Origin of the sequence: Corynebacterium parakroppenstedtii, from assembly GCF_019754935.1 — a bacterium.
GTDB classification, from domain to species: domain Bacteria; phylum Actinomycetota; class Actinomycetes; order Mycobacteriales; family Mycobacteriaceae; genus Corynebacterium; species Corynebacterium parakroppenstedtii.
Map to the genome: position 1 here is coordinate 1,414,897 of NZ_JAGSOA010000001.1, position 25,733 is coordinate 1,440,629.

Annotated in this window: 19 protein-coding genes; 17 read left to right on the forward strand and 2 right to left on the reverse strand. The window is 53.9% G+C overall.

Going from position 1 to position 25,733, the window contains the following annotated elements:
• Positions 1–72 precede the first annotated feature (72 nt).
• On the forward strand, positions 73–876 hold the full coding sequence (locus KCQ76_RS06040) for an esterase/lipase family protein (protein WP_052722437.1): 804 nt from the start codon (positions 73–75) through the stop codon (positions 874–876).
• 87 nt (positions 877–963) lie between these two features.
• Here the strand turns inward: KCQ76_RS06040 and KCQ76_RS06045 are convergent, their stop codons facing one another.
• Positions 964–1,674: a S1 family serine peptidase gene (locus KCQ76_RS06045; protein WP_046205323.1), complete on the reverse strand. Its 711-nt coding sequence runs from the start codon at positions 1,672–1,674 to the stop codon at positions 964–966.
• A 646-nt stretch (positions 1,675–2,320) separates the two neighbouring features.
• Here KCQ76_RS06045 and KCQ76_RS06050 point away from each other — a divergent pair.
• From KCQ76_RS06050 to KCQ76_RS06120, 15 genes are all read left to right on the forward strand, one after another.
• Entirely contained in the window at positions 2,321–2,899 is a 579-nt protein-coding gene (locus KCQ76_RS06050; RefSeq protein WP_046203514.1) for an ECF transporter S component, read from the forward strand.
• Position 2,900: 1 nt separating this feature from the next.
• Entirely contained in the window at positions 2,901–5,129 is a 2,229-nt protein-coding gene (locus tag KCQ76_RS06055; protein ID WP_046203515.1) for an ATP-binding cassette domain-containing protein, read from the forward strand.
• A gap of 59 nt (positions 5,130–5,188) precedes the next feature.
• The gene (locus KCQ76_RS06060; protein WP_060942036.1) at positions 5,189–6,793 is read left to right on the forward strand and encodes an AMP-binding protein; all 1,605 of its coding nucleotides are present in this window, start codon (positions 5,189–5,191) and stop codon (positions 6,791–6,793) included.
• Positions 6,794–12,781 (forward strand): non-ribosomal peptide synthetase, encoded by a 5,988-nt coding sequence (locus tag KCQ76_RS06065; protein ID WP_052722388.1) that lies wholly within the window; start codon positions 6,794–6,796, stop codon positions 12,779–12,781.
• Complete coding sequence (locus KCQ76_RS06070) at positions 12,782–13,879, forward strand: saccharopine dehydrogenase family protein (protein WP_046203673.1); 1,098 nt, start codon at positions 12,782–12,784, stop codon at positions 13,877–13,879.
• The gene (locus KCQ76_RS06075; RefSeq protein WP_046203672.1) at positions 13,860–14,861 is read left to right on the forward strand and encodes an ATP-binding cassette domain-containing protein; all 1,002 of its coding nucleotides are present in this window, start codon (positions 13,860–13,862) and stop codon (positions 14,859–14,861) included. Before KCQ76_RS06070 ends, KCQ76_RS06075 begins: the two co-directional genes overlap by 20 nt.
• A complete protein-coding gene (locus KCQ76_RS06080) occupies positions 14,858–15,622 on the forward strand; it encodes an ABC transporter permease (RefSeq protein ID WP_046203671.1) in 765 nt (254 codons plus the stop codon). Before KCQ76_RS06075 ends, KCQ76_RS06080 begins: the two co-directional genes overlap by 4 nt.
• The gene (locus KCQ76_RS06085; protein ID WP_046203670.1) at positions 15,619–16,404 is read left to right on the forward strand and encodes an ABC transporter permease; all 786 of its coding nucleotides are present in this window, start codon (positions 15,619–15,621) and stop codon (positions 16,402–16,404) included. Before KCQ76_RS06080 ends, KCQ76_RS06085 begins: the two co-directional genes overlap by 4 nt.
• Positions 16,401–17,114, forward strand: a complete 714-nt coding sequence (locus KCQ76_RS06090; protein ID WP_046203669.1) for a class I SAM-dependent methyltransferase — start codon at positions 16,401–16,403, stop codon at positions 17,112–17,114. Before KCQ76_RS06085 ends, KCQ76_RS06090 begins: the two co-directional genes overlap by 4 nt.
• Complete coding sequence (locus tag KCQ76_RS06095) at positions 17,107–18,093, forward strand: MTB12 C-terminal domain-containing protein (RefSeq protein WP_046203668.1); 987 nt, start codon at positions 17,107–17,109, stop codon at positions 18,091–18,093. The genes KCQ76_RS06090 and KCQ76_RS06095 overlap by 8 nt, the downstream gene beginning before the upstream one ends.
• 66 nt (positions 18,094–18,159) lie before the next feature.
• Positions 18,160–18,828, forward strand: a complete 669-nt coding sequence (locus KCQ76_RS06100) for an ABC transporter ATP-binding protein (RefSeq protein ID WP_160296141.1) — start codon at positions 18,160–18,162, stop codon at positions 18,826–18,828.
• Positions 18,819–19,595, forward strand: coding sequence for an ABC transporter permease (locus tag KCQ76_RS06105; protein WP_046203666.1), 777 nt, complete (start codon positions 18,819–18,821; stop codon positions 19,593–19,595). Before KCQ76_RS06100 ends, KCQ76_RS06105 begins: the two co-directional genes overlap by 10 nt.
• 62 nt (positions 19,596–19,657) lie before the next feature.
• Entirely contained in the window at positions 19,658–20,914 is a 1,257-nt protein-coding gene (locus KCQ76_RS06110) for an MFS transporter (RefSeq protein ID WP_046203665.1), read from the forward strand.
• A 239-nt stretch (positions 20,915–21,153) separates the two neighbouring features.
• On the forward strand, positions 21,154–22,410 hold the full coding sequence (locus tag KCQ76_RS06115) for an alpha-hydroxy acid oxidase (protein WP_046203664.1): 1,257 nt from the start codon (positions 21,154–21,156) through the stop codon (positions 22,408–22,410).
• Positions 22,411–22,813: 403 nt separating this feature from the next.
• On the forward strand, positions 22,814–24,502 hold the full coding sequence (locus tag KCQ76_RS06120) for an L-lactate permease (protein WP_046203663.1): 1,689 nt from the start codon (positions 22,814–22,816) through the stop codon (positions 24,500–24,502).
• A gap of 105 nt (positions 24,503–24,607) precedes the next feature.
• Here the strand turns inward: KCQ76_RS06120 and KCQ76_RS06125 are convergent, their stop codons facing one another.
• Positions 24,608–25,036 (reverse strand): pyridoxamine 5'-phosphate oxidase family protein, encoded by a 429-nt coding sequence (locus tag KCQ76_RS06125; RefSeq protein ID WP_046203701.1) that lies wholly within the window; start codon positions 25,034–25,036, stop codon positions 24,608–24,610.
• Positions 25,037–25,278: 242 nt separating this feature from the next.
• Between KCQ76_RS06125 and nrdI the strand changes: the two genes are divergently transcribed.
• Positions 25,279–25,722 carry a class Ib ribonucleoside-diphosphate reductase assembly flavoprotein NrdI gene (gene nrdI, locus KCQ76_RS06130; protein WP_046203662.1) on the forward strand — a complete coding sequence of 148 codons (444 nt, stop codon included), beginning with the start codon at positions 25,279–25,281 and terminating at the stop codon, positions 25,720–25,722.
• Positions 25,723–25,733: the final 11 nt, after the last annotated feature.

The window sequence follows — 25,733 nt, forward strand, 5'->3', positions numbered from 1 at the left end:
AGTTCGAAAACTAGGGCGCAGGAGCGCCTAGGTAAGGTTGACTTAATTAATAATCCTTGGTAATTTCAGCCCATGCTACCTAAAACAATAAAAGCTGCGGTTGCGGCTGCTGGAATCTCGTGCGCTGGCGTGTGCGGTGTGCTTGTCGCACCAGCTGCTCAGGCGGGGGATGCGAGGGACGCTCTTCCGGCGGCCACCGACGTGCATGGTGAGAATTCTCGCCCGGTTGTTTTTATTCTTCCTGGTCAGTCGGTGGGCACCTTGCCGTACGGAAAAATGAAGTCGAACCTCGAGGCGGGTGGCTACGATGCTCGCGTTCTTGACCTCAAAGGCACCGACGTTGTTGCCGACGCCCATCTCATTGCCGACGAAGTTCACCGCGTCCGTGAGAACAATCCCGATGCAGAGATTTCGCTGGTTGGGCACAGTGCAGGGGGTATTAGTGCCCGTGAGTATCTGAAGCATCAGGGAGGGACCGAGGACATCGCTCGGTATATCGCAATCGGGTCGCCTCAGTATGGGAGTCCGGGAGCGTGTGTGCAGAGTGGTACTGCGAAGGATTTGTGTCCAGGCTCGGACTACATGAACCGGTTGAATGCTGGGGACGATACTCCTGGTCCGACGGAATATTACGCGATTCGCGGTGAACATGAGTGGGCGGATGGCCGCTTGGATGGCGGTCAATGCAGGATGAAGCCGGTGGCGTCTCCGTCGCCATTAATTAATGGTGGTTTCCACCACTCGATAGAACCTTTGCAGTCTGAGATTTCAGCTACGGTCCTAGCCGCGTTGAATGGCACGTGCACTGGTGAGTTTGTCGACGAGCCGATTGGTTCTATTCAGGCGAAAGACACGATTTTCCAGGATGGGCTGTAACCTAGCCGGTCGTTTAACGTGAAACCGGTGCAGATGGGGTGGTGCATGGGTGCACCGCAGGGGTTGTGGTGCACCGAGCACGTGTGTTTAACGTAGTTCAGAATCGACTACGTTCCACGGGATGTAGGCACCATATTTCCCGGTGTAGTTCTCCAGGTAACCGACGTTAATTCCGATGACGCGGTTGTAGCGATCGACCATCGCTCCACCCGACGTACCGGGCCTGGAGTTTAGAGGTGAAACGAGGGCTACGGTGTTCGGGCGACCGTTCCAACCCATGAGGGGATGATCGGTCACGCGAGACTCGTTGAAACGCTGGCCGAGTCCGAGGACGTGGACAGGTTCTCCCACGTTAAGTGTGTTGTAGTCACGCTTTTCCCAGCGACCGTCGACGCGAACAGACGGGTCAAGGTTAATTTTTACGGCATCGAGACCACGGCTCATTGCCGCAACCCGCCCGATGCGGTGGTTGGATTGGTCGAAAATCTCTGTGCCACGAGTCCAGCGACCGTGCGAGCAGTGTTCTGCCGTGTATCCGGTGCGGTCTCCGATCAACGTGATACTGCAGGTTCCGCCGCTACCGGAGCGAATAGTAGCTCCTTGGTGAACGGTGATGGTGCGGTTGTTCGGAGTAGTGAAGACGCCTTTGGTTTTGAAGTCCTTTGAGGCGTCGGGCCATGGGTGATGCGAGTACGTTGGGTGCTCAACGGCGTGAGCTTCATTGGCTGCCATGGGCATACCAACGGCAGCAAGTGTGATTGATAATGCGGCAATAGATGCGCGAAGTAGACGGCGCACTTTCCCCCCAAAAAGTATGATGTGCAGATTATATAAATCTGGCGATGTCGGACGCTGGAGTTTCTCTCGCAGCTAATGAATGAGGATACGCCATAAAGGGCGTGTCTGTGAAATGAATGTGAGTGTGATATTGGTCTGTGGGGAAAAACAGTAGTTTAAAACATCTGCTGCTTTTAATTGGGTAGAAATTCGCCGACGATGCGGCCTCGAGCGCGTACGAGATAAGCTTCAGATGCACTGTGAACAGCATGTTTACAGTTATTGAAAACGAATTATCAACTCTTCTTGAATTCAACCGAGATTGTTGAGTTGGGTAAAACGATTGAGGGGATAGGGAGCACTATTTAAACCTAGAACATTTGATGCGCTGTCTATGAGTTCACTTTTAACTTCACACCGAGAATAGGAGACGACACTAAAAAGAAAATATGCGAGCTACTAATGCATAATCGGTGAAGCACATAGCATCTGGACACTAGCAAGGAATTTATTCTCAAATGCTTCACCCCCAGTTCACTACTGGAGTCACGCGATATTTTTGAGGTCTAGGGTAATACCCCCGTATGCGGGTAGATATCGCAACTTTTTCTCATTATCATTTATGATAACCTCGCCTTAACCAAACTATGTATGCGAGGCGAGCTTCATGGCTGACCAGAATGTCGTCCGTAATAAGCAGCGTGGGCACAAATCGCGCCCTACACCACGAGATCTTCTGATGGCCGTCGCTATCGGTATTGCGGGTAGTGTCGTGACCGTTTCTGTTTCCTATCTTCAGCTTGCCGCCAGCGCAGTTCACGTCTATCTTGTCGCCGCCACCCTAGGATTATGGGCACTCATATGTGTCTTACCCCTTCTCATCGTGAGAGTGCCCGGTGCGAGTGTGGTCGCGTGTCTCGCCATGGGCATCGTCTGTGCCGTCACAACACCCTTCGGTCCCGCTGCCATTGGAACACTGTTGCTAGAGGGCATCATCGTTGAATTGCCATTCTTGGTAACTCGATATCGGCAGTGGTCCGCCGGGCTTTTCGCCTTGTCCAGTGTCATCGTCGCGGCATTCCTTGGTTGGTTAGCACCACAAGCCGTGGGGGTACAGGGTCCCAGCGCGGGAATGTGCTTGATATGCGCAGTGATCGCAGCGGTCGGTTCAGTGGTATTTCTGGCCGGTGGCTTCTGGTTGGATCGCAGGCTTGTTGCAGCCGGCGTTGTGGAACGGAGCGCGTAGCGTGTCGGGCAAACGGGTCGCCGTCGATTCTCTAGGTGTTCGGCGGGAAGGGAGAACATCCTGGCGTCCCGAATCTGTCAATCTCACGGTCGATTCCGGTGACCTACGCGTTTTAGCTGGTCCGTGTGGGAGTGGCAAAAGTACAACGGCGAGGGTTTTAACGGGTCTTGCCGCTGCCGATGCTGGTCTGTCATTTCGGGGATCAGCAGTTATTGCTGGTCATGACGCGGTCTCCGAGGGAGAACGAGTATCGTGGCCCGATTTTGTGAGTGCTGTAGGACAAGATCCCGATGCTCAGGTTACGTGCCGAACTGTTGCGGAAGAAGTGGCATCTGGTCTCGAGTTCCGCGGGATCGCATCCCAAGAGATTGAGAAGCGGACTCATGAGGCCCTTGCGAAAGTGGGCCTCTCTTCATTGGCTGGTGAAGAGCCATTTCGACTATCCGGTGGACAAAGGCAACGACTCGCTGTCGCTTGTGCCTTGGCAGCTGCCACGCCTGTCACCGTATTAGACGAACCCGTTGCCAACCTTGATCCCGACGGAGCACAAGACGTCGCTGCGGCAGCAGCAGAATTGCGATCTAATCATGCAGCGGTCTTAGTCATTGATCACGGTTCGACGGCATTCCAGGATGGAAAATACCCGGTCACAGTGCTGGCTCGCGATGGTAACACCGCTGGAGACGGTCCATGGAGCCCTCACATTCCCGTCATCCATACAAATCACACGCCGGGGGCGGTAGTGGCGCGCGTGCAGGGAGCGCATCTGCGCACTGCTGGTAAAACCCGGTTGCATGATGCGAGCATTACCCTGAGGGCTGGAGAAATCCATGCGCTCGTCGGTGACAATGGTGCCGGAAAGTCCAGCCTTTTCGGAGTAATTGCGGGCTCCTTCCGTCACAAACCGGTGCCCGACGGCATAGTGGACTGGGCCTTCCAAAACCCCGAACACCAATTCTCAGCGCTAACTGTCGACGAGGAATTACGACGAGCCCGACTGCGTGGTGTCGACCAAACCGATGACGGCAGCACTAGGCCATTAAATGCTGAAACTCTGGATAATCTCGTATCCGGTCTGACGGCAGAACTCCCGACAGACCAACCCCCACACCAACTCTCCGGTGGTCAAAAGCGGCTGCTTGGTGTTGCCTGTGCCATGCTGAGCAACCGACCGCTCCTCTTGTTAGACGAGCCCACCGCGCACCTTGATGAGCTGGGACTGACTGCTCTAGCACATGCACTCGAAGGGTGGGCCCAAGCCGGTGGCGCAGTTCTATTTACCTGTCACGACGAACGAGTCGTGCGCGCATGGGCAGACCGAGTAACGGTCTTACGCCATGGCACGTCAGTGTGGGAAGGCGACATAGCTGAGTGGTCAGGCATGCAAGACGGTGAGTCTCAGAAAGAGTCTGATACCACAGCTGAGGTATCACCATCATCGACATCTATGTCCCGGCCCGCACACGATGTGCGGACCGTCCGTCCGATGCCATTCGCAGGGCTTAACCCACTCACCTGTTTTCCTATCATGGTGGCCTTAATCGCCTTAGCACTCGTTGTACCAGGTGCGACAGGCCGCCTATACGCATTGATGGTGTCGCTTGGAATTCTCACCGTTATCACCCCGCTACGAACAGGACCGGGGTTACCGCGCCGGGTGGCCGGTGTTGCTCTGCGTTGGGCGATTGTCGCGATCGTCACCGTGGTGTTTGGGTTACTGGCACTACGTGGCACCGCATATTCATCGGGTAGTGGAGAAAGCCCCTGGGAGCATGTGGCAAGCCATGGTCTGTTGTTGGGTACGGTGTGTGCCGCAACACTGGTGGCTGGATGTATCGCTGATGCTACTGACATTGTTAATGCCGCAGCGCAGCGCCTCCGCTTACCAGCGACGTGGGCTGCGGTTGCCAATTCCGGACTGGCAATAGCCCGTTACCTTAGGCACACCGGTCCGATCGCACGAGACGCAGCTAGGTTACGTGCAGTTCGTCCAAGCCACCGATTCCACAATGGATTAGTTCGTTTAATTTCTCCTTTTGCAGCACTATTTCCAATTTTTGTGGATGCTATCCGCTTCTCCCGACGTTTGGCTGACACCCTTACGCTGCGTGGACTGGGCCTGTCGCGGCCTCGGACCTATCTCCGGGCTTTTCCTTGGAAAATACGGGACACCATAGTCACCGCTGTATGCATCATTCTTCCCCTAGTCATTGCGGAGCTTCTGCTATGACCGCATATTCAAGCACTAATCACGCTAGGAATTTCAAAAGCTTTAAAAGTGGAGGCGAAATGAGTGGGCGCTTCATAGACACAATCATCAAAAGGGCGCATGAGGAAACAGAAGGGATAACTTTCCTTGATCCGGCGGGGGAGACGACCTTGACCTATGGTGCATTGTGTCGTACTGCCCAAGAATGGGCGGGATCGTTGATGAACCGTGGTGTGCGCCAAGGTAGCCATGTCGTTCTTCAAATCGTCGACAATAAAGCCCTTGTACCAGCTTTTTGGGCGGCCTTGTGGATCGGAGCAATTCCCGTTCCGATGCCTCCTGCCCGAAGTCCTGAAGATAATGCAAAGCTAGTTCGGGTTATCGATCTGCTTGATAATCCCGTTGTACTGAGTGACCATGTCGACGCATTTACGCCGAAAGTTCAGCAGATCACCATCGATACCGCATCACTGTCGCAGGACAGCAGTGGAGAGGCTTTTCTACCCGAACCGGCTGACGTGTCTGCTGAGGACACGAGGATTATCCAGTTCTCGTCCGGGTCTACAGGATCGCCCAAGGGAATTATCGTTACAGAATCTGTGATTGTCCGCGGGCTTGAAGCAATTGTTCCTCGTCGTCCTGCCAAGGTGAAAAACTCTATGCTCACCTGGCTTCCGCTCACTCATAATTTGTCCCTTCTAGGCTTCCACGTCTACGCAATTCTCCAGAACTATTCACAGGTACTGATGCCTACGGCTAGCTTTGTTGCTAATCCCCTTTCCTGGTTGCGTGCGATAAATGACTACCGGCCGACTGTTACGGCGTGCGTAAACTTTGCGTTCCGACACTTGCTCCGATACATCACGACGCATCAGAGTGAATTAGAGGGAATTGACTTATCGAGCGTGCACAAGATTCTCTGCGGATCAGAACCCATAGATCCAGAACTAGCCGCTAAAGTTCAATCCGAGTTGCACAAATATGGGTTACGGCCTAACGCAATTAATGCTGGTTATGGTCTTTCAGAAGCGTGCCTCCTCGTATCCGTATCGGATATTTACGAGCCACTTCACGTGATCTACCTCAATAGATCTGAGCTTCTTCCTGGGAATAAGTTAGCCGAAGTTGGACCGACTGATGGTTCTCCGTTCGTTTCCGTGGGACATGAAGCTCCGGGTATTACTGTGTCCATTCGTGACGATGAAGGACAAGACCTCGGCAACGAGGTTATTGGTGAGATCTATATCTCGGGACCTTCAGTAACTAGCAAAGTCCTAACGGACAATGGGGTGCAGGATCAACCCTTCACCGATGATGGCGCACTCGGTACGGGTGATATAGGAGTTCTTCATAAGGATGAGCTTTATGTCGTTGGTCGACGGAAAGACATCATTTTTATAGGTGGTAAAAACTACTATTCGAATGACCTGGAATCTTTGCTTGAAAAGAATACCGGTATTCAATGTGCAGTCTTAGGTGCAATGGATCCCAAGACTAAGACCGAGGCGGTGTATGTCTTCGGTGTACGTAAAGAGGGACTTGCTGAGAAGGCTGGCACAGCACGTTTGAAACAGACTGCCATGCAACAGTTGGCAATACCCATTCACCATGTCGCGTGGGTGGACGAACTTCCCACCACCCCAAATGGGAAGATATGCCGACACAGGTTGGAGGCGACGATCTAGATGTCCTCGCACCAAAGTATCCTTTCCCGGGAACAGATCAGTGCCAATGTCGTGGCAGTGATTGAGAATTATTGTGGCGTTGCTCCGCTGAACTCGTCGGCCCCACTCCGGGAAACCATTGTCCATTCGCTCACATTTCTTCAAGTCATCATGGACATAGAAGAATGTTGTAAGCGGTCCTTGGATTACTCCTCATTCGACGTGAATACGAGCTTGGATGAACTGATTGACATAGTCGTATCTGCTAAGGCGATCAATTCACCGGAATCTCAAAGTTCACCTGAAACTCTTCGTGCGCAAAAGCTTCCTTCGGCAAAGGACGAAGAATTCGAAGGTGTTCAAAAGCCTAAACGAACTAATTCTAAACAAACTCTTGAGGAAGAGATCCCCCTCAACCCTATGCAGATTGCATACCTCATGGGGGATGATCCTGATTTAGAACTCGGTGGACAAGCAACCTTAATTTATCTAGAGACTCATCATTCGCAGCCGTCTTCTGAAGTGTACAAAGCTGTGTTTGATGTTCTGAGTCGACATGACATTTTCCGTTACCGGCCCGACATTATGACCGGCACACTTCAGCCTGATCCGTCCTTTGGGCCAAAGATAACCACGGATCAAGACGTTCCAGATCTTGATCGCGAATCGATGATTGCTGAAGGGTCGAAAGCGCATCACAGTAAACATCTTGTACATGCTCACGTCGTTGCCGAACTAGATGGTGGAACCAGGGTTCAGTGGGTATTTGCAATGGTTGTTGTTGATGCGGGCTCACTCTATGTCATCCTTGATGAGCTTGCTGAGCGCCTTGCTGGCCACAACCTACCGACCCCACCCCGGGCGAAGGACGCTGCGTGCCGACTTGCTACACGATGGTCATCTGAGGACCGCGCCGTCGCACGCACCTACTGGAGGGATGTTGCTCACCATCTACCCCAATGCCCCGAGTTTCCGGTATGTGTCATTGGAGATCATCCGTGGCGCACCAAACGGTTGTCCACGCTTTTTAGCCCGGATACCGTTGCTTTGGCTGAACAACGTGCTAAGCAGTACGGCACCACACTAAATGCTCTCATACTTGCCCTCCACACAAGTGTCCTTTGTCGGTGGTTATCGGTGCCAGATGTGACCTTTAACGTCACCGTCACAGATCGGCCTTTTGCCGGGGGCGAACAGGGTGCCGGGGTGGGCGATTACACGTCTTCAATTCTCGTTGGTGCCTTTCCGTCCCGAACCCAGTCATTGGAAGAATGCGCACAACAGATTGACCACGCTTTGACTGAGGGGCTCCGCTACCGGGCGATGAGTGGGGTTGAAGTTCTACAAGAATTTTTTAAAGAAAGTCGAAGTGACGGAAAAGCAACAGCGCCTTTCGTATTCACGAGTTACTTAGGCGCCAACGGCGGTGCTGGTCAGTCGGTCCCTAATCCATTCGATATTGACAATATTTATACCCACACATCTCAGGTATGCCTCGATATTCAGCTCATGCCCAGCTACAAAGGGCTTCTCCTCTCGTGGGATTACGTTCCCGAATACTGGCCATACATCAACGCCATGTTTTCCTGCGTGAGGGACGCTTTTCACGCCGTCATCAATGGTGATGAAACCTGGCCTGTAGTAGATGAACAAACGAATAAGAAAATTCAGGACTTTAACAACACAGGCCCTTCTCCTTGGGAAGGAAGGACCTTGATTGATTTCGTTCGAGAGAATAGTGAAGCGCATCCAGGTGCCCTTGCAATTCGAGATATTGACGAGACAATGTCCTACCAGCAGCTATGGGATAATGCCGGCAAAGTAGCTAATTATCTCCAACGAGAAGGCTGTTCAAAGGGAGACCTTGTAGCAGTCGAGTACTCTCGTCGTTCTGCCGATATCGTAGCAATGGTGGGAGCGCTGCGTGCTGGGGCCGCGTGGGTACCTATTGATAGCCAGTTACCTGATCGTCGCAAGGAATCTATTCTTCGTCGGAGTAATGCGGTAACAGTTTTACGCTCGTCGGTTGAAGAGATCTGGCAATCTTTTCCCGAAAATCCGAAAGAAGTAGTCCTCGATCCAGATGACCTCGCCTATGTCATATTCACTTCAGGGACAACAGGAGAGCCCAAGGGAGTAGAAATTACCCACCGTGGTGTTGTGGGAACTATTGGAGATATTTCCGAACGTTTTGAGGTGAACCAGAAAGATAGGTTAATCGCTTTATCGTCTTATGGGTTCGACTTGTCGGTATATGACATATTCGGAGCCTTCGCTACGGGTGCCTCGGTGTCTTTGGTGCGTGATGAAAGAGACGCTGACGAGATCATCGAAGTTCTCCGCAACGATGAAACAACCATATGGAACACGGCACCAGCTTTATTGGAGCTTCTCTTCTTGAGAATTGCGGAAAACAACGTTTTCCCCGATATAAGAGTAGTGATGCTTAGTGGTGATCGGATTCCCGCTACTTTAGTGGCTCGGGCACGGGACGTATTCCCGAACGCTAGAATCATCAGCCTAGGTGGCGCCACAGAAGCAAGCATTTGGTCCATCTGTATAGAGGTAGACGAGAATAGCTTCGACGGAGCAATCCCTTACGGATATCCTCTCAGAGGACAACGTGTTCACGTCCTTGGTCCTGATCGGCGCCCTTGTCCCTTAGGAGTTCCGGGAGATATATGGATTTCCGGAAATGGAATCGCACGAGGATACATCGGCGATCCTAAGCGGACTGCCGCGGCATTTGTAGAGTTACCGAATATCGGTCGTAGTTACGATACAGGTGACCGGGGTGTGATGGGGGATAACGGTTCTATCGAGTTCCTTGGTCGGAGGGATCGTCAAGTCAAGGTAGCTGGTCACCGGATCGAATTGGGAGAAATTGAGGCCACAGCGACGCAGGTCGCTGGGGTTACTCGGGCTGTGGCCGGTGTTTTTTCCACTCGTCAAGATACCCGGGCGCTTTATTGTGTGGTAGTTCAAAGCGCGACGGGAAATGGCGAGACGCTTGCGGATGCTGTACGTAATCGTCTCCGTCAGAGTTTGCCAACATACATGGTGCCTACGGTTATTGAAGTACGTACAGAGCTTCCCGTAACTAGTAACGGCAAAGTAGATTACCGACGGCTTGAACAGCAAGTTAAAGAAGGCCAAGTCAGTAACGGAGACGCCCTGCTCGGCGCGAAATTTAACCATGATGAACCGATTCCTGAGATTCTTCGTGAAATTTGGACTGACTCACTCGGAGGAGTAACAGAATCTGAATCTTTGGGCTTTTTTGAAGCTGGCGGCGATTCCCTAGGCTTCCAACGAATGCTGAGGAAAGTAGAGGAAAGAACCGGAATTCGTCCTCGTTTCCGAGACATCATCGTCGAACCTACGCTGCCTACCCTTGCAAAAGTAGTGGCCAAAGGGATCAAAGTATCCAGCCAGCGCATTGACGAACACCGCGAGGATTTGAATGAAATAGGTCCGTATGACCCGTTCCCCCTCACAGAAATGCAGCAGGCCTACCTCATCGGACGCCGTGCTGGGTTCCAATACAGCGGAATGGGTGAGCACTACTATCTAGAAAGCCTCACCGACGTTGACCTTGCACGTCTCGAAGGCGCCCTTAACAAGGTTATTTGGGCTCATCCTATGCTCCGCGCGGTAATTGTGGGAGATGATCAGCAGCGTGTTCTCGCAGATGTTGATTACTACAACATCCCGGTGACAGATCTTCGGCACGCAACAGAAGGTGAAATTGAGGAACAAATTAGCCGACATCGCGCGCGGTTAAGCCACGAAGTGTTCGATCCTCAACAATGGCCACTTTTCCGACTCGAAGCGTTGCGGTTACCGGACGAGCACCTGCGTCTCTTTTTCTCCATTGATTTAATGATCGGCGACGGGGCAAGTCAACAAATCTTTATCGAAGATCTCGGCCGTGCATACCGAGGAGAACCTCTTGTTGAACAAAACGGAACTTTCCAGGAATATGCAATAGAGTTACAAAAGAGAAATCTGGCGACTACTCCACAGCAGTTATTAGGGTCTGAAGAATATAACAAGGTGATATCGACGTTCCCTGCGGGGTCTACGCTTGTGCTCTCCGAGCCGGTTGACGAGGACCCGGCGATGGAGCGGTTAAGTCGCCGTTTTAATGCTTCTGAAGTACATCGATTGCAGGTTACTGCAGCACAGCTGGGATGCTCTCTTTCAGCGCTCTTCCTAGCCGCTTACGCTGCAGCATTGACGAGTTTTAGCCGAGGGAACAGAGTCGGGCTAAATATCACCACATACAATCGTGATCCTGAGATCGGGGCTCACCACAATGTCATCGGGGATTTCACCGGTGTTGTGTTACTTCCGTTCGAGAATGCTGATATCGCTGACTTGGCTGATACCGCACGGGAAGCGCAAAACGCTCTCCTGACCCATCTCACGGCGCGTTACCCGGGTACGCAGGTGCTCGCAGAAATAGCCCGTCAGAAGAAGTCCTTTGGGAGTGCGGTCGCTCCGTTCGTGTTTACATCGCTGCTGTTTGACTCAGATGTCAGTTCAGCTTTACCCCACAGCTCAGAGAGCATTGTAAAGAGTACTTCTAGCGGTGGATTTAGTGCAGATCGACGGATCGAGTCGGATCGTAACGTGTTGGGAACTGTGGAATGGGCCGTATCCCAAACACCGCAAGTACTTATCGATAACCAAGTCATTGCAGTAGGCAACGAGATCTCCTTGGCGTGGGACTACCGTTCCGGAGCTCTCGATAAACAGCTCGTAGAGGACGTTTTTGATGTCTACTGCCGCACTATTGATAGCTGTATTATGGGTCAGCCCGACGTAGCGAGACTTGAAAAAACGCAGGCAAGTCGACTGCGGTGCCTTCTTTCTGGTTCGGCATCAAACACGTCGGGTGCTTCGAATAAGGACCCAGTAGCCGGGCAGCCTTCTGCCACTGCTCTTCGACGGGTCAGTGAGGCACTACAAAGCTTCGGTATAAGTTGCGACAATATCGACGACAACCTGTTTGAACACGGGATAGATTCCTTGAGTTTTGTCTCCCTCGTGCAGCGTATTGAAGAAATCGCTGGGCACGATATTGCACTTGCCGATGCCCTAGAGACCCCGACGCAGCGTGGTTTAGCTGCTCTAGTTCACGAAACCGATCTTCTGCAGCCCCACCGGCGGTGCCTCAGTCTCTTACGGAAGGGCGACCCGACCAAAGTACTTCTGTTTGTTCACGGTGGCTTTGGAACCGTGGATATTTACCAGCAGCTAGCCCGGTCGATGCCCGGAAATTACGAAATATGGGGACTAAGTTTTGCCGAACATTTCATGGTCTATCCCCAATACCTGTCCATTGAAGAATTAGCGGCGGACTATGTGGCAGCTATTCGGGACAGAATCAGTCCACATTCGAGTGTTGCCGTGGCGGGCTGGAGCGTTGGTGGAACCTTGGCCGTTGAACTTGCCCATCAGCTGGGTGATCGGTGCCAGGCACTTGTTTTACTCGACAGCCTTGCCCCAGGCCCCATAGTTGATGTCGGTGATTTCACCGAGCATTCTGAGCGAGAGCTTCTCGAAAGCATACCGGGATTCGGAATCTCGGCAGAAAAACCTATCTCTGATGGTGTTGAAGGACTATGGATCGAAGCTCAGTGCGCCATTGAGAGTGCCCACAATTCGGGAGCCATACGGGAATTAGCCCGCTCACTCTCTCCGACACTTCTTGAAGATCTCGGTATGAGTGGAGATCGGGTGACCCTAACAGACCTGAACACCCTACGCACCTTGGTAGCTGCGCGTAACGCTTATCAGCCTCGTAGTTACCGATATGACGAGGCCTTGCTCGTCCTCCCCGATGATGGAGAGGCAGAAAACAGCAGGAATTGGTCCAAGTATGGCGTCAAAAACGTACGCAGTGCCGAAGTTATTGGAAACCACTATTCATTTGTGATGGAGCAGCAAGCGCCGGCAACGGCCCAAATTATTGCTTCTTATATTGAAGGGAGGGGAATGTAAATGTCATCCCCTAACAAACCAAAATCCCAGGAGCGTCTACCGGTTATTGTTATTGGTGGCACCGGAGTCACTGGCCGTATGGTGAGGAGAATTCTTAAGCGATACGGCATTGAATCGCATTACACCTCGCGTAAAGGTGGGCCCGAAGCCGAGCACCATGCGCTCGAATTGAACGACAGTGATTCAGGTTTTTCGGAAGCCGTTCGATTGCTAAGCCGTTTCACCTGGGCCGTTATATGCGTAGGCCCCTTTGAGGTTGTTGAAGATAATTTCCATCAGGCATGTCTTTCGGCTGGAACAAACGTCGTCGACGTTAATGACTACCCCGAACTGGCCATCCAGCTGGGGCGGGAACAAAGTCAGGCTGAAGGTAAGGAAGTCCGTGTACTGACCGGTTGGGGACTGAGCCCAGGGATAAGTACAGCTGTTGTGCTTCGCCTTGCCAAGCAGTGGCCCGTTTCCATCGACGATACATACGTGACCACGGACCTATCCATCGGGCGTGGGCAAGAAAGTGGTGCTGCGGCTGTGAGGTCGATGTTCCGAACGTTGCGTTCGCCGCATACTGCAGTGCGAGAAGGAAACTTGGTTGAGATGTCGCGTCCTCGTCCCTCCGACGATGGTTACATTGCTTATGAAACGCCGGACGTTCATTACATTCCTTTAGTACTTAAGATGATCCGGAGCTATGAATATCGCGTTCGGTTTGCTGCACTGACAGCCAGCGATATCCGCACGTTAAGTAAGCGTCGAATATTCACCTCCCAGCGTTGGGAAGAGCGGCTGGCTTCCTTCTTCGCCCGGATGGCTTCTAAGAAAGCCCGTAAAGCCGAAGCTGATGCCCAAGAGGATAGCTCGGCCGAATTGACCACCACTTTTTATGGGGAGGGTCAGAAGTTGGTGGCGCGATTAGTAGGCCAAGGGTCGTATGCCTTAACCGCAGCATTTGCTGCAACTGCAGTTGCCGAAGCGATGTCTCGGGATCTTTCCCCTGGAGTGATTGATCCGGTGACCGATCCCGAATTTACGGATCGCGTATTAGCGCGAATCCTCGGCGGTGAAGAGGTGAGGAGCTTCAATGTCGATCGAGAAAGATGACAACATGGCTAGTGAAAAAATAGGTTCCAAGACGGCGATCGACGTGGTGGACCTTCATAAATCTTTCGCTAAGGGCAAAAAAGCGGACGACGAGGTTCGTGTTCTTGATGGCGTGAGCTTTGCAGTACCCTCCGGATCAATTGTGGCTTTCCTCGGGCACAATGGTGCCGGCAAAACTACGTTGGTTCGAATTTTATCGACGCTCATTACCAAGGATTCCGGGACAGTCACGGTTTTCGGTAATGATGTCGAGAAAGATATTGACGCCGTTCGGCAGTGTATTGCTACGACTGGCCAGTATGCTGCGGTTGATGAGCATCTGACCGGAAAAGAGAACCTCGTTTTCTTCGGACGACTACGAGGTTTGAATAAGAAGTCTGCCACTCAGCGGGCCACCGAGCTCCTGGACCAATTTGATCTGACTGAGGCAGGTGGGCGAACGGTGTCCACTTACTCGGGCGGCATGCGCCGACGCCTGGACATTGCCATATCCCTGGTCGTGGTTCCGCAGCTTCTCTTCCTCGATGAGCCCACCACGGGGCTGGATCCGGTTAGTCGCAAGCAATTATGGCAATTGATTCATACACTGCGTGACAACGGAATGACAGTTGTTCTGACAACGCAGTATTTAGAAGAAGCCGAAGAACTTGCCGACACCATATATTTGCTCCACCAGCACCAGATCGTCGCTAGTGGTTCTCCCACCGAGATGCGACGAAGCATAGGCGGCGAAACCGCCGTCGTCGAGTTTAGTAGCGAGGATGAAGCGTCACGTTTCGCCTCGACCTTGTCTGATAAAGCAAATGTGTCGGGGCGGACGGTACAGCTGCTCGTTGAGGATACATCCCAGGTACTCGTCCGTATCAGTAAGGCTTTGGCAGATGCAGGTTTAACTACCACGTCGATCTCTGTTGCTCCGCCGACGCTCGATGATGTCTTCTTCCGGTTGGGTACAAGCTGCCCTGGGGAGGGTGAACAATGAGTCGGTTATCGCAGACCGTCGCTTCATTTGTCGGCCGGGATTTAACCCTCCTCCGACGCAATACGGCGTCGCTTATCTCAATGTTTGTTGTTCCGCCGTTGTTCCTGGTCTGCTTGTGGGCCGTATTCGGCTATGCGGCAGAGCATAGTTCGATGGATTTCGATTACGTCACCTTCGCTCTAGCTGGCTGTTTGTTCCAAGCCGCGATGTTTACCGCTGCAGCCTCATCCATGGTGGTGGCACATGACGCTTCAGAGGGTTTTATTGATCGTATCCGTATCCTGCCTGGGTCGACGCTGGGGTTCATCGTCGGGCGAGCGGTAACGGACGTCGTACGCATGGCTGGATCGACCATTACGCTTTTGCTCGTTGCCGCTCTTTTGGGTGCGGATCCGTGGGCCCTGCCCTTGGGATGGCTAAGCCTTTGGCTTCTTGTCACGACTATCGCTTTGACTCTCTTTGCGAATGGGCTCGTCCTTGCTAGTAAAAACCCAATTGAAGCGGCGGGGAGTATTCAGTCTTTAGAAATGCTGTTGTTGATGTTCTCGACCGCATTCATTCCCCAGTGGGCTTTAACTTCCCACCTGAAGAACGTGGTCGCGCATGTGCCGTTCTCTCCCATTATTGAAATGTTTCGCGATCCCAACCTCTCGGATGGATCAACAACTGGAGTGTGGGAAGCGGTCTTGTGGATTATCGTCGCAGCGGCTCTGGGCAGCGTCGTTATTGCGGTACGACTTGCCGGAAGGAGAAAGGCATGATCGCCAGCACTAATCCCGCACTAAGCTCTGGTCCTTCGTTATTTGTCCGTTCTCTGGGAGTCCATGTCACTCGTCTCTTGCGGATCTGGTCCCGCGAACCCTCGAGCTTGATCATGGTGATTATTGCTCCACTGGCTTACCTGTTCATCATGGTGAAGCTGTTCGGCGCCTTAGCAGAGTCATTAACTGGCCACTTCGACGCTAATGCTGGAGTAATTCTCGTGGTTTTTTCGTGGGCGTTCATTCTGGCTGTCACTGGAACAGGTCAGGTTTATGAAGAGCGGCTCCACGGTTTTCATGATCGCTTGCAAACAATGCCGTCTCGATATGCGGTTGTGTTGCTAGCCCGTGCCATCGGCGAATTCCTCCGGATCTTCGTTATGTGCATTGTTGTGACCGCCGTTGCTGACTTGTGTACGTCATCATCGGTCTTAACCGACGCACCACTAAAAGCAGTCTTTGTTTTCGTACTGGGGTCCTTGGCTGCGGGAGCGTTTGGAACCTACGTCGGTTTTTCAATTACTTCTCCGCAAGGATCGGTGGTCTTTATGCCATTGATCATGGTGATGATGTTCATCAATACAGCGCTTTTACCAGCATCAATGTACCGGCCCGGGTTAGCCGCTATCGCCCGCAACGCACCCATCACGGCCGCTTCACAGGCTCTGTCGGGCGAAGCGATACTTCCCATCATTCTCTGGTGTGGGGGAATCTTCGTCGTTTGCTTAGCCGGGCTGGTGGCACTATCACGACGACGTCAGCGAGGGGTGGTGGGAGCATGAGTTCTTTTGCTCAACGTATCGGTGGGTTGAAGGTGTACTTAGCAGCCTATGAGAACCTGATCTACCCCCGCTTTCTCCGTAAATACGGTGGCCGGAAACTCAGCCAAGAGGACGTCTGGGGCGTGCTGAGTAGTTCGACGAAGCTGCTTGCAGAGGCAGGCCCCATCCTTGACCTTGGATGTGGCACGGGCTGGTTCTCGCGGCGACTTGCCGAGCATCACGGCGCGGCTGGTCCCGTCGTTATTGGTGTCGACCAGTCTGAACACGCTATTGACCGTGCGAAGGAATTGCAGAAGCAGGCCGGTATTTCCTCGGAGCGGTTGAGCTTCGTCGTCGAGGACATTGAAAAATCCAAGCTTGCTTTAGCGGATTTAGGGTGCCAGAACTATGAGCTCGCCAGCGAGGTGTGGTTATGCGGTTGCCTGCACCAACTCCAGGAGCCTGAGGACATGCTTCGTCGGATTCGAAGGTTGCTCGCTCCCGGTGGACGACTGTGTATCCAAACCCTGGAGGAACCTTCGCAGCATAACCAGCGAGTAGATGTCGCGGTGATGCGAAAAATGGGCCAAAAGATATTTCGTCCCGGTGAGGTCGAGAAAGTGCTTTCTCTTACCGGTTATGACGTGATTCGGATGGAAGCAATTGGCTTCATCAAGTTAGTGGTGGCAACTAATCAGGCTGCCCAAGTCGAAAGGAAAAATGATGAGTGAAAACTACGATAACAATGGTTCCCAGAACGTTGATTTTTCAGCGTTGCATGAGGACTCACGGACCGAAGAATTTCGCCGACCGGTCCCGAAAGACCAGCAGGATTCTCCTGAGAACACACCCGAGGAGATCCCAGAGCCTGCACCTGAAGAAAGACCTTTGTTCTCTCGAGGCCTCGGTAGAGCGATAGGTGCTGGTGCCGTGATGGTGGGCATTTCCGCCCTGGTCATGGCTGGTGCGTCGGTGCATTACGTGACGCACCGATCGGATAATGCTGATGTCGTGGCTGTCTCGGATGAAGGCGACGGCAATGGGACCTCGGTGAAAGCAGGGAAGCGGGTCCCGGCTAGTACTGCCAAGTCCGGTCAGAAATCTACGAAGTCGACCTCTGGTAAAGGTGCGGTTGCTGGTGGCAGTGGAGGAAATGTTGCTGCCGGTGGAGAAAGGAGCAGTGGAAACTCTGGGTCATCCTCTGGTTCGGGAGGATCGTCATCGGGTGGCGGCCAAGTTCAAGGGGGAGGAGATTCTGCCCAGCCTGCTGACAGCGATGATCAGGGCGGGTCAGATGACTCCGCGGACGCTTCCGGTCCGGAATGGGTTGATGGTGTTTTGGTTCTCCGCATGGCGGAACCCACGGTGGAAGACTTTGCAGCTCAGTTCACGTATCTCATCGACCCAAATACCTCTGATGCGGGAATTAAAGCGAACATGGATGCCGGTGCAGCCACTGTTCCCGCTGGTCGGCTGCTACAAAAGTCCGTTCAGATGAACCGGACGAATAACTGGCAGTGGTCCTTCCGCGGTCCGGTGACTGTTGATGGTGATCTAGCGACTGTTCACTTTGTGAATTCCGCTAATGGTTGGCCGGAGACGGACAAGGAATTGGTATTCAAGAAGGTTGACGGCAACTGGAAGTACTCGCGTGAGACTATCTGCTCCTACTTGGCTGCCAGCGGTGGAGCCGCTAAGTGCAAGGGCTAGCTCATGATTGACGTTCATCGAATATCAAAAAGTTACGGTTCTAAATCCGTTGTACGAGGAATGAGCGTGCGCCTTCGCGATGGCGAGGTGACGTGCTTGTTAGGTCCCAATGGTGCCGGTAAATCGACATTATTATCTGCGATGGCGGGTTTAATTCCGGTGGATTCGGGCAGAATTTTGGTTGATGGTGCCTCACTTCGAGCATCGCGTAATCCACTTCGGTCAGTATCTTCTGTTCTTGACCGAGACGCGGTACACCCCGCCCGTACTGCCCGCGCGCACCTCCGCTGGGTGGCCCGCTGTTGTGGGATGCCCCTAGCCCGTGCCGACGCACTCCTATCTCTCGTTGGGTTGCAGGATGTAGCAGGTAAACGGGCAGATTCGTTTTCGCTGGGTATGCGTCAGCGCCTCGCAGTGGCAGCCGCTTTGATGCCCGATGCTCAGAATCTTCTCCTTGATGAGCCGATTAACGGGCTCGACGTCGACGGCATTATGTGGATGCGTGAGCTCTTTTCCCATTTAGCCTCTATGGGACGTTGCGTAGTGGTGTCCAGTCACTTGTTGAGTGAGGTGGAAAAGGTAGCGGATCGGGTGCTCGTCATCGGCAGAGGGCAAGTATTGGCTGATGGCGGGGTAGGGGAGCTGAACAGCGAATATGGAGATCTGGAGAAGGCTTATGTAGCGCTCACTCGAAGCGCTGTGAAGTACGGTAAGGTGGCAAGCTCATGTTTCTGATGGCCAAGAGACAGTGTGAAGCAGAGTGGTCGAAGCTGGCTTCTTTGCGTTCCACGTGGGTTATTCTTCCGTTGGCTGTCGTGTTGGGGATTGCCGCGTCATTGGTGATGTGTGCAGAGGCCGTTATCGCGCGCGAGGTTCTAGGTGGCGGTGTTCGCCAGTGGGAACCTATCCAGGTGGCCCATTGGATTCGCATGATGACGTGTACCTTGTTTTCCCTATGGGCCGTTGGCTCCGTGACGGGGGAATATCGGGTTGGCACGATGCCCCTGAGCTACCGAGCTTGTCAGCGCCCAGGACTTTTATTGGGTTCGAAATGGCTGGTCACGGGTGTTATAGCTGCCGTGCTTAGTGGTGTGACAGTAGCGATATCTATAGCTGCCGACAAAGTGGCTTTTCCCTCTGTGACAGAGAACTGGAGCTTCGGTAGTTCCGACGTTGTGCATCTTATGTGGAGCCTACCGGCATATAGCTTCCTCGTATGTGGCCTAGGCGTGGGCGTCGGTGCGCTATTCCGCACGGCATCCGCGTCGGTGGGAATGCTGTTATTGTGGCAATTCGTTGTGGAGCCTTTTAGCGTGGTTTTGCCCAACGGTGGCAAAGCGTTCGCGTTCTTGCCCTTTAGTAATGGGTCCGTCTTCATCGGTGAGGAGACGCAGTTTCCGTTGCCGATAGAAGGCTGGCAAATGGCAGGTGTCCTCTTTGCCGTGTGGGTGCTCGCTGCGTGCGCCGGGGGCTGGTATCGAGTTGTAAAGCGATACGCATAACCGCGGGTCTATTAGGCTGGAGGGCGGTGCATGTAGGTCGTCGGTAGCCGTTCGGAGGTCAAATGGTCACTACTCCGGATGGCGGTGCCGATTCTGCGTCGGGTAGCAATGCACCACACACCTACGTGTCGCTCGTTACCAAAAGTGCGGTTGTTCTTTTAGGAATGACCGCACTTCTCAACCTCTATTCGACGCAGCCGATTCTGGGGGAGATCGCCTCGTGGGCGCATATCCCGACCACCGATGCAGCATGGACGATTAGTACGACGACGGCGGGCGTCGCCATAACAGCTCCCTTTGCGGGAATGTTGTCCGATCGGATTGGCCGTCGGCGGGTAATCCTGGCCGCTGTGGCCGCGATGGCGGCCCTGACCGTGGCGGCGTTGACGTCGTGGTCCTATCCGGCCCTCTTAGCGTTCCGCTGCGCCCAGGGAATGTGTTGCCCGTTCGTCTTCGCCGTCGTCGTGGCGTATATCGGGGAGGAATTTGAACCCCCGACGGCCTCCACTCTAAATGCTTTATATGTCGCTGGCACCGCATTGGGTGGTTTTTCGGGTCGGATGGTCGCTGCCGTGCTCTCCGATTGGGCTGGCGGTTGGCGTTTATCGTTCCTGGGTAATGCGGTTATCTTGGCCGTGACACTGGCTGTAACGTACTGGGGTCTCCCGCCGGAGCGGCACTTCATCCGAACGGCGGACCGCGGCGTCGGTGGGTTCTTTCTTAATGCTGGCCGGTTCTTACGCAAACCACGCATTGTCATGACTGTCTTGGTGGGCTTCGCCTTGCTGTTCCAACAGGTTGCGTCGTTTACCTTTGCCTCCCTGGCGTTGGCGCACCCGCCGTTCAGCCTTTCTACCAGCGCCATTGGCCTGATTTTTGTCGTGTTCCTCATCCCGACGGTAACGACGCCACGTTTCGGAGCGCTGATGGACAAGTGGGGTCCGCGCCGGGCGTTTCTCGCGTCGCAAAGTGTGAGCGTCGGCGGTCTCGTCCTCACTCTCTTTCCGACGATTCCTACCGTGATTATTGGCCTCGCGCTGTCCTGCGTCGGCGTGTTTGCTGGTCAGGCGGCTGGAACGCTCATGGTGGGGAAATTGGCCGCGGGTGCGCGGTCGACCGGCGTCGGCTTGTATCTGACTGGCTACTACGTCGGCGGTGCGATCGGTGGGGTAGCGCCGATTTCGTTTTATTCGGCTGCTGGGTGGAGCGCCGTCGTGGCGGTCGTTCTCAGTGTAGTGCTGTGCGCGACGGCGATCGGCTGGTGGGCATGGCGTCCGTGCGAAACGAACACCATCGAAGCCACCCACGCCCTCAAATAAGCAGGCTTGTTAAGTAATTATGGCCACGCTTGGTGCGTAGCCCACTATTAATGCAGTTAGCCTACCCCCGCATGGTTACACCTACTGTTAATGCATTCACCAATTGTTTAGGCTCAATGTAGTTAGCGCAATCTCGTGTGCCTCACCCGTTTGCCGTGGGCTTTTATTGCGACGACATCGGTGTCAGGTTAGTGAGCCTTGCGCATGTCTATATTTACGTCCTGTGAATAGGAGTCCCCGTGGTTCAGCGTCAATTCCCGAATCCGAAAGAAATTAGGGAATATCTGCACTTTAAAAAGCCCGAGCTGAATTTGAAGAAGCGTCGCCTGGAAAACGCTCTGACAATTTATGACTTGCGGAAGATTGCGAAGCGTCGCACTCCAGCATCGGCGTTCGATTACACGGATGGTGCTGCAGAAGGGGAGATTTCTATCGCCCGTGCCCGCAAGGCATTTGAGGACGTGGAATTCCACCCGTCCATCCTCAAGGATGCGTCGGAGATCGATATGAGCACCTCGATTCTCGGCGGTCCCTCCTCCCTGCCATTCGGTATCGCTCCGACGGGGTTCACCCGCCTCATGCAGACTGAAGGTGAGGTTGCGGGCGCAGGTGCAGCCGGTGCAGCGGGTATTCCTTTCTGCTTGTCGACGCTGGGCACCACCTCGATTGAAGACGTGAAGGCCACCAACCCCACGGGGCGCAACTGGTTCCAGCTGTACGTGATGCGCAAGCGCGAAATCTCCTACGGGCTGGTTGAACGCGCAGCACAAGCCGGCTTCGATACCTTGTTCTTCACCGTCGACACACCGGTGGCCGGCAACCGTATGCGCGATGTCCGCCACGGTTTTTCCATTCCTCCTCAGTTGACGGTGAAGACCGTCGTCGACGCGATCCCTCGCCCCTGGTGGTGGATCGACTTCTTAACGACGCCTCCGCTGGAGTTCGCTTCCTTGAGCTCGACCGGCGGCACCGTGGGCGAACTGCTCAACAACGCCATGGACCCCACGATCAGCTTCGATGACTTGAAGACGATTCGTGAGATGTGGCCCGGCAAGCTCGCCGTCAAGGGCGTCCAGAACCTTGAGGACTCCAAGAAGCTCGCCGACCTCGGTGTCGACGCCATTGTGTTGTCCAACCACGGTGGACGCCAGCTCGACCGCGCTCCGGTGCCATTCTTGCTGCTCCCCGAGGTGGCGCGCGAAGTCGGCAAGGACGTGGAGATCATGGTCGACACCGGCATCATGAACGGTGCTGATATCGTTGCCGCGCTGGCCTTGGGTGCAGACTTCACCCTGATCGGCCGCGCTTACCTGTACGGCTTGATGGCAGGTGGCCGTGCCGGCGTGGACCGGACCATCGAAATCTTGCGGTCGCAGATTGAACGGACCATGAAGTTGTTGCAGGTCACGAGCATTGAGGAGCTAGGCCCTCAGCACGTCACCCAGCTCACTCGGTTTAACCGTGTGGACTCGTCTCGCGACGATGCAACTGTGTAACTCGCAGCGGGAGGGCTAGTTCTCCCACCATTCCTTCACCGGGGTGAGGGCTAGCCTCCAGTGCCGCCACGGGTGCAATTGGTCGCGCCGGGCGCCTGGCTCCCAGTGAATATGATCGACGCCACGGTGAACCGTTTGCGTCTTTAGGGTCCCATTTGGGGGTAAAAATTGGGACCTGTCTGACGTATTCCTGCGGTTTACCGTGGTTTTTAGTTGTCTCATTATCACGATTTTTGACCCGTTTAGGGTGATCGTAGATGATGTGACTAATACGGTGGTTTAACCACGTAAGTGCTTTACATCACTATTTTCTGCTGGTGTGTGAGAAGCAGTCTGGGTGATGCGTAGTTTGTCCCTCGGCATCCCCCAGTGATGCCCCTGAAAAGTGAGAATAACCGGTGTCATGAGTTCCACCTATCAGCCTGATTTGGCTCCGCTGGCAGACAATTTATTTGTCTCCGCGTTGGTAGCTTTCCTCCCCTTGGCCACAATCTTTGTCACACTTGGAGTACTGCGGTGGAAGGCCCATTGGGCGGGCCTCACCGCCCTGGCCGTCTCTTTCGTCATCGCCATCGCAGCGTATGGAATGCCCGCCCACCTCGCGGGCCTAGCCGCCACCCAGGGTGCGGTGTTCGGCATCTTCCCAATCATGTGGATCGTCATCGCCGCGATCTGGTTCTACGAGATCACCGTTCGTTCGGGCCGCTTCCAGGATCTACGAGCCCTCATCGATCGACTTTCCGACGATCCCCGCGTGCAAGCAATTCTTATCGCATTCTGCTTCGGTGGCATGTTGGAAGCGTTGGCCGGATTCGGTGCGCCCCTGGCCATCACCGGTGTCATGCTCTTGACCATCGGATTCTCCCGCATGCGTGCTGCGGTGTCGGTCATGGTGGCCAATACTGCTCCGGTTGCCTTCGGTGCTGTGGCAACGCCGATCATTACCGCTGGTGCGTTGTCGGGAATTGATTACCAGCACATCGGTGCCATCGTTGGCCGTCAGACTCCTATTTTGTCAGTCTTTATCCCACTCTTCCTGTGCATTCTGGTTGACGGGAAGCGTGGTTTGAAAGAGTGCTGGCCGATCGCTTTCGTCATTGGCCTCGTGTTTTCGCTGACCAAATTCGTGTTCTCCAACTACATCTCGGTGGAACTGACCGATATTGCGGCGGCTCTGATGGGTGTCGCTGCCACCGTGATCATGTTGCGCGTCTGGAAGCCGAAGGGAACGGAAGAAGCCCGCGAGCGATTGTTTGTAGAACGGCAAAAGGAGGACCAGGAAGCTGGTACTCAAGACGTCGCAGGTGCAGAGACGGTTGCACAGGAAACGGAAGAGCGTGAGCTCACCGCGGGCCGGACGTTCATGGCGCTCTTCCCGTATCTCCTCGTTCTCGTAGTCTTCTCCTTGGCCGAGTTGTGCGATCCGGTGAAACACTTCCTGAAGAGCACAGACGTCACGATTCACTGGCCGGGTTCGGACGGCCACATTCTGACCGCAGACGGCAAGGTGTCGGGAGCAACCATCTTTGAATTCACCTGGCTATCGTCGCCAGGAACTCTACTGATCATCTCGGGGTTCATTGTTGCCGCTGTGTACCGGGTGTCGTTGAAGGTATTAGGGCAGGCCTATTGGGAGAACTTGGTGAAGATGAAATTCTCCATTTTGACCGTTGCCTCCGTGGTCGCCCTGGCCTATGTCATGAACCAGTCGGGTCAGACGATCACAATGGGTACATGGATTGCTGGAGTGGGGGCAGCATTTGCGTTCTTTGCCCCGATTCTCGGTTGGTTGGGTACTGCCGTGACTGGTTCTGACACCAGTGCGAACGCTTTGTTCTCGACGCTACAGCAGGCAGCGGCTGAAAAAGCGAATGTTGACCCTGCCCTCATGGTTGCATCGAATACGTCCGGTGGTGTTGTCGGTAAGCTGGTGAGCCCCCAGAACTTAACCATTGTGGCGACAGCAGTTGGCTTGGTTGGCCGTGAGTCCGAGATTCTCCGGAAGGTGATCCTTTGGAGCGTGGGGCTTCTGATCGCGCTATGTATCATCAACGGGTTGCAGGCAACAGTGTTGAGCTGGATGATTCCGTAGTCTCAGAGTCGTCACCGTAAGACTCGTCAACCTCAGATTCGGCGGTTGGGAAATTCATGAGGGGAGTGGGGGCACGCCCAGCCGTCGGGTTCATTGACCCGGTCATTAAACGCGATAGTCGGGGTCATCGCTATCAAGAAGTTCCCCGGCATGCGCACCGATCATTAACGTATAGATCTGCTGAACATGGATTAAAACACCCGCCTTGGGTGGGGCGTAACCGTGAACCTCCGCATAAGCAAGGCAGGCGTCCCACACCGGCCCGGTGCGGTGGATTTCCGCAGGACCAATAAACCTGTATCCATCGAGTTCAGCCCAGTCCACCACCGCAACGGCAGCCAGTGAGCCCTCGCGTAGATTTTCGTAATGCTGACGGCCGGTGTTCTCGTTGTACACCAAGGTATGGTCGTCCCACACGCGTAACGACCGCTTCGGTCCGAGATTAGGCCGAAGGGTCTCAGCGTCAGTCACCGTCGCCAAAAACGGAAGTTGCTGACTGATCATTTCCTTCATTGGATTTGTCAGTGTTGCCATCATGCGTCCTTTCATCAGAAGACATTCGCGCCCTCAGTCGGCGCTTGCCGACGAAACTTCCACGCTGTAGCGCCGAAGTCGCTGAAGTTGCTCCTTATGCGCTAGCCCCGCGAGCGAGTCTCCGCGCGTGAGTTCGTCGTAGAGGCTGTTATTTCATCATAATGAATGATAAAGTTCAACTCATTGAGTAATGGGGATTTTACGAGACCCCTGAGATCTATCCGCCTCCACGTGGGAGAACTATGCCGAGTTCATCTAGTACGCCTGGAACCCACCTTGTCTACTTTTCGTCTGCCTCGGGTAACACTGCGCGTTTCGTGGACAAACTACACATCCCCGCGGCCCGAATCCCGATGAAATTGAAAGCTCCCGAGCTCCATGTGTCGGAACCGTATGTGCTTATCACTCCAACGTATGGGGGAGGGGATATCGCCCGAGCGGTTCCGCGTCAGGTTATTCGCTTTCTCAACGACGAACAGAACCGACGCCTGTTACGCGGAGTAATAACCAGCGGGAACACAAACTTCGGAGCCGCGTTTTGTTGCGCAGGCCCTGTGATCGCGTCGAAATGCCATGTTCCGGAGCTCTATCGATTCGAGTTATTAGGGACGAGTCGTGACGTTGAAAAAGTTCGGAATGGATTGACGGAGTTCTGGAAGCGCATTAAAGAAAAAGAAACCCTTTAGAGAGGAAAATG

Excerpts from the sequence above, each read along its gene's own strand:
- KCQ76_RS06080 (WP_046203671.1), top strand. The coding sequence starts at position 14,858 with ATGAGTCGGTTATCGCAGACCGTCGCTTCATTTGTCGGCCGGGATTTA.
- KCQ76_RS06095 (WP_046203668.1), top strand. The coding sequence starts at position 17,107 with ATGAGTGAAAACTACGATAACAATGGTTCCCAGAACGTTGATTTTTCA.
- KCQ76_RS06105 (WP_046203666.1), top strand. The coding sequence starts at position 18,819 with ATGTTTCTGATGGCCAAGAGACAGTGTGAAGCAGAGTGGTCGAAGCTG.
- KCQ76_RS06120 (WP_046203663.1), top strand. The coding sequence starts at position 22,814 with ATGAGTTCCACCTATCAGCCTGATTTGGCTCCGCTGGCAGACAATTTA.
- nrdI (WP_046203662.1), top strand. The coding sequence starts at position 25,279 with ATGCCGAGTTCATCTAGTACGCCTGGAACCCACCTTGTCTACTTTTCG.
- KCQ76_RS06070 (WP_046203673.1), top strand. The coding sequence starts at position 12,782 with ATGTCATCCCCTAACAAACCAAAATCCCAGGAGCGTCTACCGGTTATT.
- KCQ76_RS06040 (WP_052722437.1), top strand. The coding sequence starts at position 73 with ATGCTACCTAAAACAATAAAAGCTGCGGTTGCGGCTGCTGGAATCTCG.
- KCQ76_RS06110 (WP_046203665.1), top strand. The coding sequence starts at position 19,658 with ATGGTCACTACTCCGGATGGCGGTGCCGATTCTGCGTCGGGTAGCAAT.
- KCQ76_RS06065 (WP_052722388.1), top strand. The coding sequence starts at position 6,794 with ATGTCCTCGCACCAAAGTATCCTTTCCCGGGAACAGATCAGTGCCAAT.
- KCQ76_RS06050 (WP_046203514.1), top strand. The coding sequence starts at position 2,321 with ATGGCTGACCAGAATGTCGTCCGTAATAAGCAGCGTGGGCACAAATCG.
- KCQ76_RS06090 (WP_046203669.1), top strand. The coding sequence starts at position 16,401 with ATGAGTTCTTTTGCTCAACGTATCGGTGGGTTGAAGGTGTACTTAGCA.
- KCQ76_RS06125 (WP_046203701.1), bottom strand. The coding sequence starts at position 25,036 with ATGGCAACACTGACAAATCCAATGAAGGAAATGATCAGTCAGCAACTT.
- KCQ76_RS06060 (WP_060942036.1), top strand. The coding sequence starts at position 5,189 with ATGAGTGGGCGCTTCATAGACACAATCATCAAAAGGGCGCATGAGGAA.
- KCQ76_RS06085 (WP_046203670.1), top strand. The coding sequence starts at position 15,619 with ATGATCGCCAGCACTAATCCCGCACTAAGCTCTGGTCCTTCGTTATTT.
- KCQ76_RS06075 (WP_046203672.1), top strand. The coding sequence starts at position 13,860 with ATGTCGATCGAGAAAGATGACAACATGGCTAGTGAAAAAATAGGTTCC.